Annotated in this window: 17 protein-coding genes; 16 read left to right on the top strand and 1 reads right to left on the bottom strand. The window is 68.5% G+C overall.

Annotation, left to right across the window (positions count from 1 at the left end):
• Positions 1-14 precede the first annotated feature (14 nt).
• The 3 genes from ABZZ74_RS23385 to ABZZ74_RS23375 all read left to right on the top strand — a co-directional run bounded on the left by ABZZ74_RS23385 (position 15) and on the right by ABZZ74_RS23375 (position 1,898).
• Positions 15-542: a hypothetical protein gene (locus ABZZ74_RS23385; RefSeq protein WP_356767865.1), complete on the top strand. Its 528-nt coding sequence runs from the start codon at positions 15-17 to the stop codon at positions 540-542.
• Between the two features lie 103 nt (positions 543-645).
• Positions 646-999, top strand: coding sequence for a hypothetical protein (locus ABZZ74_RS23380; protein WP_356767863.1), 354 nt, complete (start codon positions 646-648; stop codon positions 997-999).
• A 191-nt stretch (positions 1,000-1,190) separates the two neighbouring features.
• Positions 1,191-1,898, top strand: a complete 708-nt coding sequence (locus ABZZ74_RS23375) for a hypothetical protein (RefSeq protein ID WP_356767861.1) — start codon at positions 1,191-1,193, stop codon at positions 1,896-1,898.
• A 101-nt stretch (positions 1,899-1,999) separates the two neighbouring features.
• Here ABZZ74_RS23375 and ABZZ74_RS23370 read toward each other — a convergent pair whose 3' ends face one another.
• Positions 2,000-2,416 (bottom strand): hypothetical protein, encoded by a 417-nt coding sequence (locus tag ABZZ74_RS23370; protein ID WP_356767859.1) that lies wholly within the window; start codon positions 2,414-2,416, stop codon positions 2,000-2,002.
• Positions 2,417-2,987: 571 nt separating this feature from the next.
• On the opposite strand from ABZZ74_RS23370, the gene ABZZ74_RS23365 reads away from it, so the two are divergent.
• The 13 genes from ABZZ74_RS23365 (at position 2,988) to ABZZ74_RS23305 (ending at position 13,260) form a co-directional block, all read left to right on the top strand.
• Positions 2,988-3,113, top strand: a complete 126-nt coding sequence (locus ABZZ74_RS23365) for a hypothetical protein (protein ID WP_356767857.1) — start codon at positions 2,988-2,990, stop codon at positions 3,111-3,113.
• Entirely contained in the window at positions 3,110-3,517 is a 408-nt protein-coding gene (locus ABZZ74_RS23360; protein ID WP_356767855.1) for a hypothetical protein, read from the top strand. The genes ABZZ74_RS23365 and ABZZ74_RS23360 overlap by 4 nt, the downstream gene beginning before the upstream one ends.
• Before the next feature lie 21 nt (positions 3,518-3,538).
• Entirely contained in the window at positions 3,539-5,038 is a 1,500-nt protein-coding gene (locus tag ABZZ74_RS23355) for a hypothetical protein (RefSeq protein WP_356767853.1), read from the top strand.
• Entirely contained in the window at positions 5,035-5,322 is a 288-nt protein-coding gene (locus ABZZ74_RS23350; protein WP_356767851.1) for a hypothetical protein, read from the top strand. The genes ABZZ74_RS23355 and ABZZ74_RS23350 overlap by 4 nt, the downstream gene beginning before the upstream one ends.
• A gap of 111 nt (positions 5,323-5,433) precedes the next feature.
• Complete coding sequence (locus tag ABZZ74_RS23345) at positions 5,434-5,721, top strand: hypothetical protein (protein WP_356767849.1); 288 nt, start codon at positions 5,434-5,436, stop codon at positions 5,719-5,721.
• A gap of 10 nt (positions 5,722-5,731) precedes the next feature.
• Positions 5,732-6,865 (top strand): hypothetical protein, encoded by a 1,134-nt coding sequence (locus ABZZ74_RS23340; RefSeq protein WP_356767847.1) that lies wholly within the window; start codon positions 5,732-5,734, stop codon positions 6,863-6,865.
• Positions 6,862-9,927: a glycosyl hydrolase family 28-related protein gene (locus tag ABZZ74_RS23335; RefSeq protein WP_356767845.1), complete on the top strand. Its 3,066-nt coding sequence runs from the start codon at positions 6,862-6,864 to the stop codon at positions 9,925-9,927. The genes ABZZ74_RS23340 and ABZZ74_RS23335 overlap by 4 nt, the downstream gene beginning before the upstream one ends.
• A 16-nt stretch (positions 9,928-9,943) precedes the next feature.
• The gene (locus ABZZ74_RS23330) at positions 9,944-10,651 is read left to right on the top strand and encodes a glycosyltransferase family A protein (RefSeq protein WP_356767843.1); all 708 of its coding nucleotides are present in this window, start codon (positions 9,944-9,946) and stop codon (positions 10,649-10,651) included.
• Positions 10,651-11,532 carry an NAD-dependent epimerase/dehydratase family protein gene (locus tag ABZZ74_RS23325; RefSeq protein WP_356767841.1) on the top strand — a complete coding sequence of 294 codons (882 nt, stop codon included), beginning with the start codon at positions 10,651-10,653 and terminating at the stop codon, positions 11,530-11,532. Before ABZZ74_RS23330 ends, ABZZ74_RS23325 begins: the two co-directional genes overlap by 1 nt.
• 21 nt (positions 11,533-11,553) lie before the next feature.
• A complete protein-coding gene (locus tag ABZZ74_RS23320; RefSeq protein WP_356767839.1) occupies positions 11,554-12,174 on the top strand; it encodes a hypothetical protein in 621 nt (206 codons plus the stop codon).
• 10 nt (positions 12,175-12,184) lie between these two features.
• Positions 12,185-12,487, top strand: a complete 303-nt coding sequence (locus ABZZ74_RS23315) for a DUF305 domain-containing protein (RefSeq protein ID WP_356767837.1) — start codon at positions 12,185-12,187, stop codon at positions 12,485-12,487.
• 297 nt (positions 12,488-12,784) lie between these two features.
• Positions 12,785-12,985, top strand: coding sequence for a hypothetical protein (locus ABZZ74_RS23310; protein ID WP_356767835.1), 201 nt, complete (start codon positions 12,785-12,787; stop codon positions 12,983-12,985).
• Between the two features lie 5 nt (positions 12,986-12,990).
• A complete protein-coding gene (locus tag ABZZ74_RS23305; RefSeq protein WP_356767833.1) occupies positions 12,991-13,260 on the top strand; it encodes a DUF6582 domain-containing protein in 270 nt (89 codons plus the stop codon).

The raw sequence follows: 13,260 nt of genomic DNA, 5'->3' as shown, positions 1-13,260 counted from the left end.
GGAGAACCAGCACCGTGTACGACCTGCCCGAGCCGCCCGTGACCACGACCGGGCAGGCCACCAACCCGCTCACTGACTCCGTCATGCAGGCCGCCGTCCGCGACCTCATCCACCAGACCAGCTACCGCAACCCCGACCCCAACGTCCCCAGCCACCAGGACGGGCCGCGCGTCGGCACCACCCCGCCCGTGCCGCAGCCCGACAGCCGGCTCGTACCCCAGTGGGCGCTCGGCGTCGCCGTCGCATCCATCGGCGTCGGCGCCGGCACAACCGGCCTCGGCTGCGCGGTCTGGCTCGCCTGCAAAGGCCTGGCCTCCGTGATCCACAGCCTGTCATCCGTGACCCTGGCCGGCGTCCTCACCGTCGCCATCCCCTTCGCCGGAGCCGCGATGCTCGCCACCGCCATCGGAGGCGCCATCAGCAAAGCCAAGCGGGCCGTCGTACCGGAGATCCATCACCACAACGGGCCCGAGTACCACGAGCACCACACCACCGAGACCAACACCCGGGCCGTCTGGTCCAAGACCATCAACCGGCACTGAAGCGCCGACTGAACCACCCGGACGCGACAGGGCCCCGGCCGGATCCTCGGCCGGGGCCTTCGTCTGGCCGTATCCTGCCGATCCATAACATCCCTGGGGGACCATGACGAACGACCTGCCGCCGATGCCCAACACCCCACCCCTGCCCGCATCGAAGCCGACAGGGAAGAAGCGCCGCAACCTGATCATCGCTGCCGCCGCCGCGCTCGCCCTCACCATCGGCGGAATCGCCTACTGGATCAGCCAGCCGTCCTACGACGACATCGTCAAAGGATGCGAGAAGGCGCTCGCAGCCCAGTACAAGGCCGGCGGGAAAGGCAAGCCGTCCGCCTGTAACGACGTGAAGAGCGACGACTACGACACGCTCGTCCTGAACGCGGCCATGGGCGATCTCGGTTGGCTCGACGACAACGGGAACTTCGACGAGAACAAGATGCTCGACGACGCCACCCCGTAGCCATCAGCCAGACACACCAGGGCCCCGGCCGGCATCACGCCAGGCCGGGGCCTTTGTCGTGCCCGGCTGTTGGGCCGATGGATGCGTCGTCCTGGCTGTCGATGGGCCGTGAACGGCTGTTGTCAACCCTCTGGTGCACCATTGGCTCAGTGATGCCCCTGTTTCTCGTACCGCCGCCGAGGAGCCGCACCATGCACGACACCACCCTTGACGACTACTCGTGGCCCACGTGCCTCGCCCCCGGCTGTGGTCGGGAACTGTGGACGGCTGAAGTCGAAGCCGGCCGTCGGGTGTGCCGGCCATGCGAGGACCGCACCGCCGCCCGCATTGCCGAACTCCCCGCTCTGTTCCGACAGCTGGATACGACGGCGTCGCTTATGAAGGGCGCCCGCCGTGCCACCAACGGCAGTTCCGGCTCGCGTACCGCGCCGATCCCGCCCCGCCTGGACGTCCTCAACCTGGTCGGCCCGGGCGGTGTCGCCGCCCGCCTGTCGGCGATCGAGGACGCGTGGCGGCAGACGTTGGGCTGGACCGTGGCCCCGTGGCGCGGCAACCCGGCCCAGGCGGTGCCCGACTTGGCGGCGTTCCTCGCCAACAACCTGCTGTGGGCCTGCTCTGGCTACGAGGAGATCGGCCAGGACGTCGACGACCTCCGACGGCTACACGGCGAATGCGTGGCCCTCGTCAACGACGAACGCCGCCCTGGCCGGGTGCAGATCGGCAACTGCCCGATCAGTGTCGATGGCAGCTTGTGCTGGACGCCGCTCACCGCCACCGCAGCCAGCCACCGCGTGCGCTGCGGCGGCTGCGGGACACGGTGGGAGACCCTGGGGGAGTGGCGGGACCTGCGGGCCGCACAAGATGCCGTGCTCGCCGAAGCAGCGGGAGCCGCGGCATGAGCGATGCTCGAGACTGCATCCACCATCTCGATCTAGGCCCAACCTGCGATGGCCTTCGGATCACCCGCCTTACCCGACTGCCCGGCGTAGAGAGCGTCGCCCTAGAAGCTGGACCATTCAGCTTTGGCGGACCCGTTGAGGTGTTCATCGGGCCAGCTACAGAAGCCTGTCCCGGCGAGGCAGAGGAAGGCGCAGATACTGCGGGTACTTGACGCATAGGTGCCGAAGCTGTAATCGTGATCCTTGATCGTGGCACACGAGTCACAACACGCTTCTGGAGCCCCCGCCGTGAACCATCCGGCGGGGGCTTTCTCGTACCCCGGGGAGGTGCTGTGGTCGCCTACCCCAACCCCGACGGGCTCGAAATCCACTTCGCTCAACTCCAAGGCGACCGAGACCTCGGCGACCTTTGGGAAGCAGCGCGCGCCGCTGGCGTAAAGCCCGGCACCATCCGTGTCTGGGTAACCCGGGGAAAGATCGAACCGATCCTCGACGGTGAAGCAGGCCAGTACTTCCACCTCCCCACCGTGCGGCAAGCATCAGTAGGTGGCGCCAAGTTCACGCCCGCCGACCCCGCTTCCAACAGTCGCGGACCCCACACCCGCGCCGCATAGCTCCTGCGCGGCGGTGCGCAGGTTGGCCCTTGTAGCGCCACGCGCTCGGGCCGTGTCCGCCCGGCCTATGTGGGGGCCGGGCGGACCAAACAGCCGGGGCTGGCCGCTCATCCAGGCCCCGACATCTCGCCGCCCGTTACACCCCGTTGCGGGCGGCGAGACCGCCAAACCCCCGTCGCCCGGAACCTACGCCCCGGGCGACGGGCCGAAGTCGAGGAGCAGCATGCGCCGTCCCGTCATCACCGCCCTGTTCGTGGCCGCGTTCATGGCCGGGCCCGTCGCCTGCACTCACGACAAGCCGGCTCCTGCGCCGTCGTCCACAAGTAGGCCGCCGTCAAGCCGGCCGCCCACGAGTCCGGCGCCCTCCACGGCCGCTCCGTCGCCGACCCCAACGCCGAGCGCGCCGCCGGACACTTCGCCTGTACCGAGCGAGTCCGAACCGGCAAGCCCGCCCGCGTCAGGCTGAGGGGACGTCATGGCAACCACGCACACCTTCGCCGTGACCATCGAAGCGTCCGGCGAAGTCACCCCCGCCCAGCCTCCCGCCGAAGCCTCAGAGGCCGAACCCGTGAAGGCCGAATCCGAGGAGGCCGAGCAGTGACCGCAGGACTCGCCCCCAGTCTCGTCTCCGGCTGGCTCAACACGCTCCGCACCACAGGCAACGGCGGAGCCGCCTACAGCGCGGTCGCCGGCACCTTCGTGCAGCTGCACACCGGCGACCCTGGCGCCGCCGGTACCGCCAACATCAGCGTCGGCTCCACGGCCCGCAACAGTTTCGTCTTCTCCAGCTCCTCCTCCGGATCGTCCCTGTCGCTGAGCACGGCACCGTCGGCGTGGACGAACGGCGGCACCTCGGAGACGCTGACCCACATTTCGGTGTGGACGGCGTCGTCTGCTGGAACGCTGCTGTTCACCGTGGCGCTGACGGCTTCGAAGGCCTGGGCGTCGGGCGACACGTTCACGCTGGCCACGCTGACGGCGGCATTGACGCCACAGGCGGCGTGACGGCCTGACGGGGAGGTCGTCGTGACCAGCATCAGCGACGATTTCAACAGGGCCGACTCCACGAACCTCGGAGCCGGATGGGTCGAGGTCAGTGGCGACTGGTCGATCGTTTCCCAGCAGTTGAGTCCCGGATCGGCAGGCGGCACGATCATTCTGCGTGCCGCCACCGCCATGGCGACGAACGACCACTTCGTCCAGATCACCATCACGGCGACCGCGGCAGCGAGTCACGGGATCTGGATCCGCGGCAACAGCAACATCAGCCAGGGCTACCTGGTCCGCAACAACGGCAGCAGCTGGGATCTTTTCTACGTCGTCGGTGGATCCTTCACCAGCATCGGCACTTACGCCGCCGCAGCGGTCGCAGGCGATGTCGTCAAACTGCAGGCTGTCGGCAGCGCCATCAAGGTGTACATCAATGGCACCTTGCGGATCTCGGTCACCGACACCGTCGTCCCCACGGGCACGTCCGTCGGTGTCCGCTCCGAGTCGACATCGGCGATCCGCTTCGACGATTTCTCTGCTGGCGACATCACCTCCGGCGTCACGGGCGACGCGGTACTATCCGGCACCGCTACGCTCGCCGCGTCGGGCGGTCGCGGCGCCGTCGGCTCCACCGCGCTAGCTGCGACTGCAACCCTGACCACAACGGGACTTCGGGCCACCGCAGGCGGTGCAGGACTCGCAATTGCTGCCGGCCTGGCCGCAAGCGGGGTGCGCGCCACAACCAGTGACTCCGGCCTGGCCGCCGCAGCCGGCCTCACCGCGGACGGCACCCGGTCGGCATTCGCAGGGGCGGCTCTCGCCGCATCCGCAGTCCTGGCCGCCAGCGGCACCGTAGCCACCAGCGGCGATGCGGCCGTCACGGCGGCAGCCGCACTCACTGCAGCTGGGCAAAGGTCGACAGGCGGCGACGCCGCACTCGCGGGCGTTGCGGCCCTCACTGCGGTCGGGCAGTACGCGGCGACCGCAGGCGCCGGCCTGGCGATTACAGCCGAGCTGGCCGCCGACGCGCTCGTAGACCACCCCGGGCAGGCCGCAGTCGACGTAGCCGCCGCCCTCGCAGCAGATGGGCTGCGCAGCGCCGAGGCCGACACGGGCGTCACCGCCGCGGCAGACCTGGCCGCACAAGGGCAGATCACCTACAAGACGGATGCCGCCCTAGCAGTCACAGCCGCGCTCGCCGCGGACGGAATCTTGGGCGTGCCGCCCGTGCGCGGAGAAGCCACCCTGAATGCGGCAGCCACCCTCACCGCAACAGGCACCCGAGCGGCCTCCACAGGAGCCGGCCTCAACGCCACCGCAGCCCTCGAAGCGGCAGGCGCCACAGCAACCGCCAGGGGGGCGGCCACCGCCATCACGGCCACCCTCACCGCCAACGGCACAACGCACTCCACCCACGACGACGTCACCATCACCGTCGGAACCCCCTACAGTCCGTGGGCCACGGGGCAGCCGCGCAGTGACCCCTGGCCGACCGGCCCGCCGCAGACCGACGGTTGGGAGGCAGGCGCACCGTGATGATCCCCGCCACCTCCACGGAATACCTGCACGTCCCCGTCACGCTGCCGGCCGGCGTCGACTACAGCGCCACCCCGGTCCGGGTGGCGCTGGTCTCCCACCGCAACAACCCGTCCGATGAGGAATGGCACGACGCCGACTGGTCCGGCAGCGACGCCCGCATCCTCATCGGCCCCGGCGCCACGATCACGCTCGCCGCAGGCGACTACCGGGTGTGGGTCAACGTGGATCCGCCCGGCAGCGAAGACATCGTCCGCAAGGCCGGAATCCTCACCATCACCTGAGAGGGGGCGAGTCCGATCCCTGACGCGCTCACGAATACCGCGGAGAACCGCTGCCTGGACTTCATCAACGGGCTGACGGCGACCGCCCCCACCACCCCGCTCAAGGTCGCGTTGGTCACCGCCAACGGCGACGACGCCACCGCAGGAACCGAGGTCACCGGCGGCTCCTACGCCCGCCAAACCCTCACCGTCGGCGCCGCATCCGCCGGAGCCACCAGCAACTCGGCCGACCTCGTGTTCTCCGGCATGCCCGCCTGCACCGTCGTCGGCGTCGAAATCTGGGACTCCGCCGGCAGTCCGGTGCGGCTCTGGTACGGGGCACTCGCCGCATCCCGTACCGTCGCCGCCGGAGACGAACTGAGGCTCGTCGCCGCCAGCCTGGCCCTGTCCATCTCGTAGAGGGGGCGGCATGCCGAGCCTCTCCACCCTGATCGACAACTTCAACGACGGAATCATCGCCCCCGACTGGGGCAACGCCTACGGCGGCGTCAGCGAGTCCGGCGGCAAAGCCCACGTGCCGTGCGTCGCAGGCTCCTACGCCGGCTACCAGACCGCCTACACGTGGACCATGGCCGGCGCCTCCTTCTTCGTCAAGGTCGTCACCGTCCCGGCAGCCTCCACGGCGACCGAGGCGTACTGCGCGGTCATGGTCAACGCGCCCGGCATCAACGACAGCGGCGGCCCCCTCTTCGGCTACCGCTGCGGATTCACCATCAACGCCGTCACCGGCATGCTGCGCATGCAATCCGACGCCGGCTACTTCGACGCAGGCGCCGTCGAGATCACCTACAGTCCGACCACGCACGCCTTCCTGCGGCTGCGCGAGGACGGCACCAACGTCTACTGGGACACCTCGCCCGACGGGTCGACGTGGACCAACCGCCGCACCCTCGCCACACCCGCCTGGATCACCGCCTCCGTCGACCAGTGCGCCGTCGACATGTCCGCCCACCGCGACGCCGGAACCAGCGATGAAGCCGCCCTCGACCTGTTCAACACGCTCTCCGACGGCGCCGTCTGGACCGCCTCCGCCGCCCTCGCAGGCGACAGCAGCCTCACCTCCGCAGCCCTGCTCTCCGCGCATGCGGCAGCCCCCATGGCATCCGACAGCGCCCTCACCGCAGCGTTCCGCATGTCGGCCCGCCCCACCGTCACCCTGGCCGCTGACGCCACCCTTACCGCCGACGCGGCCAGCCAAGGGATCCCGGAGGTGGCCGAGTTGAGTGCCGGAGACTGGGACCTCTACATCGAGCAAGGCGCCACGTTCTCCCAGACCTACACCGTCACCGACCCCGGCTTCACCTGGGACGGCTGGACCGCCCGGGCCCAAATCCGGTCCGCGCCCGCCGACTCCGGCGAACTGCTGCTCAACCTCACCCCCTACCTGACCGTCACCGGTGCCGCGATCCGTCTCGCCATCCCCGCCGACCAGACGGAAAACCTCACCCGCAACGGCGTCTGGGACCTCGAAGTCGTCCAGGGATCCATTGTCGTCCGCCTCCTCGAAGGCAAAGCGATCGTGTCGCTGGAGGTGACCCGTTGAGGCTGATCGTCACCGGGGAAACCCAGCCCGACAGCGTAGAAGTGTCCGGCGGGCAGAAGAGCCCCGTCATCGAGGTCAATGCCGGGGCCGTGTTCGCCGTCAACGGGCAGACCGGCAACGTCACCCTGCGCGGCCTCACCGGCTGGGTCAACGCCGCAGACGCCCCCTACAACGCCGCCAGTGACGGCATCGGCGACCCCACCTCGGCGATCCAGGCCGCCATCGACGCCTGCTCGCCCGGCGGACGCGTCTACCTGCCCGCAGGCGACTACGCCACCACCGCCACCCTCGACCTCAAAAACGGCGTCAGCCTCGTCAGCGACCACGCCAGCCTCATGACCGGGCCCGGCATGACCGGCAACGAATCCCCCTGCCGCATCAAGCCCGCCGCAGGATTCACCGGAACCTCCGTCATTCAGATCATCGGCGACAACGACGGCACCCACCCCAGCCTCAGCGGCGAGCAGCGCCTGACGAACATCCTCATCGACGGCGCCAACCTCACCGGCAGCGTCGACGGCCTCTACGCCCGCGGCAACGTGCAGAACGTCGTCCTCGACAACGTGACGATCAAGAACATGCCGAACAACGGCATCGTCACCGCACCCCGTTCCAGCGACGGGCAGTACCCGTACAGCTGGCGCATGCGGAACGTCATCGTCGACACCTGCCACGCCAACGGCTACCTGCTCACCCTGATGACCGACCTCACCGCGGTCGACTGCCAGGCCATCGGCTGCTGGGCCACCGGCTGGGCCCTCACCAACATGCCCAACAGCCAGCTGATCGGCTGCCGCGCCGAATGGTGCGGAAACAGCGGATTCCACCTCACCGGCAGCTGGGGTACCGGCACCGGATCCGGCGGCATGCAACTGACCGGCTGCTCCACCGACCGTAACGGCTTCCACGGCGTCCTCGTCGACGCCACCGGCAACACCCCCATGACCATCACCGGGCTGATGACGCGCCGAGACGGCCGCAACGGCGGCACCGGCGGAGGTGGTTACGCGGGCATCGCCGTCATCTCGGCCACCGTGCCCGTCACCATCGACGGCATCCAGTGCTACCCCGGCATCGACGACAACGGCAGCGGCACCACCAGCCCCCAGTACGGGGCACGCTTCTCCGGCGCGTCCGCCGTCACCCTCGACAACGCCTACCTGCACGCCAACACGGCAGGCCTGTCCGACGACGGCACCAACACCCTCATCTCCTACGGCTCCACCATCATCACCACGGCCGGAGCCACCACCTCCACCACCCGAACCGTCCGCGCCCCCCTCCTCGACTGGATCAACGTCAAGCAGAAGGGTGCCAAAGGCGACGGAACCACCGACGACACGGCCGCCATCCAGGCCTGCATCGACGCCGCAGCCGCCGCCGGAGGCGGCACCGTCTACCTGCCCTACGGCACCTACCGCATCAGCAACAGCCTCACCCTCAAGAGCAAGGTCACGCTGCGCGGTACACACTCCACAGCCTGGGTAAACCGCTTCCCGACCTCCCTGTGCGCGATCAAACCCACATCAGGGTTCGCAGGCGAATGCGCCATCTCCATGCTCGGCGCCGACATCACCGGATCATCCGGCAACGAAGGCAACTGCCGGATCCTCGACATCGAACTTGACGGCTCCGCCCTGGCCGCCGGCTCCGTGTCCGGCATCCACGCCCAAGGCGAAGTCCTCGACGTCATCCTCACCCGCGTGATGATCAAACAGTTCACGCACAACGGCATCCACACCAACGTCGGCACCGGCACCAAAGCCCCCCACGACTGGTACCTGGACACCGTCGTCACCTACCAGAACGCCTCCTACGGCTTCAGCATGTCGATGACCGACGGCTACTTCCGCAACTGCATCGCCACCACCAACGGCGGCGACGGCTGGCTCCTCGGCCCGTTTGGCAGCCTCACCTTCGACTGCTGCCAAGCCCTGTGGAACACCCAGCACGGACTCAACATCGCAGGCGGAACCCAAGTCGGAAACGTGGCCCTGGTCGGCTTCCTCACCGACCGAAACGGCCACGACGGCATCCACCTCGGCACGTCCTCCGGCAGCGGATCCCCGCCCATCGTCATCACCTCCGCCAGCCTCAACCGCGACGGCCGCAACAGCGGCAGCGGCGGAAGCGCCTACGCAGGACTACGCATCGACGGCTGCGCCAACCCTGTCATCGTCAACGGCATCACCGTCAACACCGGAGTCGACGACGACGGATCCGGCACCAACAGCCCCCAATACGGCATCAGCCTCACCGGAACCAACGCCTACGTACAACTCAACAACGGCTACGCACACGGCAACACCGCCGGAATCAACGACGACGGAACCAGCACCGTCGTCCGCCGCTTCAACGTCGACGAAGCCACAGGCAGCCGCACATCCCCCACCTTCGCCTACAACAACGGCGTCGCCATATCCGGCCTCGGCCTCGCACTACCATCCGCGGCCACCGCCCCCGCCACCCCCTCCACCGGCGCCATCATCTACGGCGGAACCAGCCGCGCCGTCCTCAAGAACGCGTCCGGACTGAACGGCACCATCCCCATCAGCGGCGCAGGCAAGACCAGCACCACCACCGTCTCCAACACCACCACCGAAACCGTCCTGCACACCTTCACGATCGCCGGCAGCGACGCATCCGCAGGCTCCGTGTACGCCATCAAGGCCACCGGCACCATGGACTGGACGACCGGCAGCCCCACCCTGACCCTGCGCGTCCGGCTCGGCGGCGTCACCGGCGCCGTCATCGCCACCTGCGTTCTCACCTGCACGTCGTCCGCATCAACCGCCGCCCCAGCCTGGGCCGTCGAAGGTGACGCCGTGTGCATCACCACCGGCAGCAGCGGAACCTGGCGCGGCACCATCAAGGCCGTCGGGCAGATCGTGTCCGGCGGCTTCACGGCTGCCGCCAACCCGGCCACCGCCGGCGCCCCATCCGCGGCGGTCACCCAGTCCACCACAAGCACCAACGACCTGGTCATTACCGCCCAGTGGTCGGCCGCCGCCACTGCCAACACCGTCCGCTGCGACACCGGCTACGGCCAGCGCATCCGGTAGACAGGAGGCCCGCGCCATGGCCGACGACCTGCTCGTTATCATCCCCACCCGCGGCCGGCCCCAAGCGATCCCAGAGATCATGCAAGCCTGGGACGACACCAAGGCCACCGCCGACCTGCTGTTCTGCGTCGACAAAGACGACCCTGAGCTCGCCGCATACAAGCAGCAGGCCAAGGCGCTCGCCCACGACGCCCGGGTGCGGTTCGTGTACTGGGCGCGGAAGCGCCTCGTCGGCACCCTCAACCAGGCTGCCCTCAAGAACGCCGGCGACTACCGGTTCCTCGCGTTCCTCGGCGACGACCACCGGCCGCGGCCCGCTGACCGGCCGTGGGACGAGCGCTTCCGGGAATGCCTCAGCGGCGGGCCCGGCATCGTCTACGGCAACGACCTGTTGCAAGGCGAGAAGATGGCCACTGCCGTGGCGATGACCTCGGACATCGTCCAGACGCTGGGCTACTTCGCGCCTCCGCAGCTGGAGCACCTGTGCGCCGACCTGGTCTGGGTCGACTGGGGTAAAGGGATGCAGCGCATCACCTACCTCGACGACGTGGTGATCGAGCACCTGCACCCGGCCGCCGGGAAGGCGCCGACAGATGCGGGCTACGAAGAGGTCAACAGCAGCGAGCAGGTATCCAAGGACGCCGCCGCCTACTACGCCTACCGCGACGAAGGCGGCCTCGCCGCCGACCTGGAAAAGCTGCGGAAGCTCGTCGAGGAGGCCTGATGCGCGTCCTCCTCACCGGCGCCTCCGGCTTCGTCGGGCGCCACCTGCACCGCGCGCTAGAGGCTCGCGGTCACGCCGTCGCGGCAATCGACCTGAAGCCCGGCGACGACGTGCACGAGCGGGACGCGCTCGACTACTTCCGTACCAGCGACGTCCGCTTCGACCTCGCCATCCACGCAGCGGCGATCGTCGGCGGCCGGGCCTCCATCGACGGTAGCCCCCTCGGGGTGGCCACCAACCTTGCCCTCGACGCCTGGTACATGCGCTGGCTGATCAGGACCAAGACGCCCCGGGCGGTGTACTTCAGCTCAAGCGCCGCGTACCCGGTCGCGCTACAGCAGCCCGGGGACGTGCGGCGTCTATACGAAGAGGACATCAGCCTCGCGTACATGGAAGAACCCGATGCCACGTATGGCTGGGCGAAGCTGACGGGGGAGAAGCTCGCCACCTACGCCGAAGCCGAAGGCTGCCGCATCCTCATCCCGCGCCCGTTCTCCGGTTATGGCGAGGATCAGGCGCCCTGCTATCCGTTCCCCGCATTCATCCAGCGGGCCAAGCGCCACGACGACCCGTTCGAAATCTGGGGCAGCGGCGACAGCACCCGCGACTGGATCCACATCGACGACCTCGTCGGCGCCACCCTCGCACTCCTCGACGGCGACGTCACCGGGCCCGTCAACCTCGGCTGGGGTAGAGCCGTCACCTTCGACGAACTCGCCCGCACCGTCACCAACGCCGCCGGATACCGGCCGCAGTTCAAGCACCGGCACGACGCACCCCAAGGCGTCCACCACCGCGTCAGTGACCCCTCACGAATGCTCAACCACTACGTCCCGCGCATCACCCTCGAAGAAGGCGTGCGGCGAGCACTCAACACCTGAACCCACGGAAGGCCCGCGCCCATGGCCCGCCTGCAGATCCTCGAACTCCCCGAAGGCAGCGGAGACGAACGCCCGCCCTACCTGATCGTCGTCGACCAGGTACCGCGCGACGAGCCCGCATTCGAAGCGCTCCGACGCGACCTGGCAGACAACGACATCGCCGCGCGCATAGGCGCCCAAGGCGTCCTTGTCTTCGAAGACGCCATCGACATCCCCGCCAACGAGACGCCGCTCGGACCCGACGGCTACCCGCTCTTCCTGCGCGACGCGCGGGAGCCTGACGGGCTGCGGCTCGCACACGAGCGCGCCGGCATCACCCGCGACATGGACCGACTCGCCAAATGGAAGAACGAACTCCTCGACGCGCTCGGCATGGACCGCACCCGCGACTGGGACGACATCCGCAACGCAGCTGCCGGGCTGCGCAACCAGCGTGACGCGCAAGGCGCCGCCATCGAACGTGTCCGGCAGCTCCACAAGCCCGTGTTCCACAGGGGCCAGGAGATCTGTTGGGAGTGCTCCGCCTACGACTTCGTCGGCAAGACCACCGACAACGCACCCATCGCCTACGACCAGTGCGCAACCATCTTGGCGCTCACCGGAAGCACGGGCCACGAACCCAAAGAGTCGACCACGACCTGAAGGAGACGCCGTGGCCATCAGCCTGGACGACATCCAGTTCCTCGACCTGATGATCCAGCACAGCGAAGCAGGCGTCGCCATCGCCCAGGGCTACCTCGACAACAGCAGCCCCGCACAACGCCAAAGCCGCATCGCCGACCTCGCCCGCAACGTCGTACAGGCACAAGGCCAAGCCGCCACCGACATGCGCAACTGGCTCCAGCAAGCAGGCGTCGAACTCCCCACCGAAGACGACCAGGCAGACGGTGGCGACGCTGGCGACACCGGACAGATGGACGGGCCGGACGGCTGCAACTGCGGCGGCATGGGCTGATGCCCGGTGGCTGGCAAGGCAGCGATCGCAAGCAGCGACTGCCCTCGAACTGGGAGAAGATCCGCGCCAAAGTCCTCGCCCGCGACGTGATCTGCCAGATCTGCAGAGTCCGGCCAGCCACCCACTGCGACCACATCGAAGCGAAGACAGACGCTCACGCCGAGGACCGCCTGCAAGGCGTATGCGCCACCTGCCACGGACTGAAGTCCAGCCGCGAAGGGAACGACGCCCAACGCGCCAACCCCCGCCCCGGACGACGCCGGCCCGAAGAACCACACCCAGGGCTGAGGTGAACCAATGCCCACCTACGTCATCGTCCACAACGAACGCCGAGGCGAAGACGTCCGGCTAGAAGACGACCACCTCACCGTCGACTTCACCCCCCACTGGGTCACCTTCCACGACGCCAACGGCCCCTGCTATGCCGTACCCCGCGAGCAAGTCGCCTGCATCATGCGGGTAGACGAACCACACGACGGGCCCGCGCCGGAAGGGTAACCGTCATGGCAGGCAAACGATCAACCAGCATCCCCAGCAAGACCAACGCGCGGCGCAACACCAAAGTCGGCTGCAAGGCCATGGCCCCAACCAGCTTCGCCCTGCCCAAGCAGAAGAAGTACCGGATCGACGACGCAGCCCACGCCCGCAACGCACTCGCACGAGTAGCGCAGCACGGCACCCCCGCACAGAAGGCCACCGTGCGTAAGGCCGTCGCGAAAAAGTACCCCTCCATCAACGTCAGTGGCGCCCCCAAGAAGACCCGGAAGAGGTGA

The organism is Streptomyces sp. NPDC006476, assembly GCF_040612015.1.
GTDB classification, from domain to species: domain Bacteria; phylum Actinomycetota; class Actinomycetes; order Streptomycetales; family Streptomycetaceae; genus Streptomyces; species Streptomyces griseorubiginosus_B.
The sequence above is the reverse complement of the archived record's forward strand: the minus strand, read 5'-3'. Positions and strand labels throughout refer to the sequence as shown.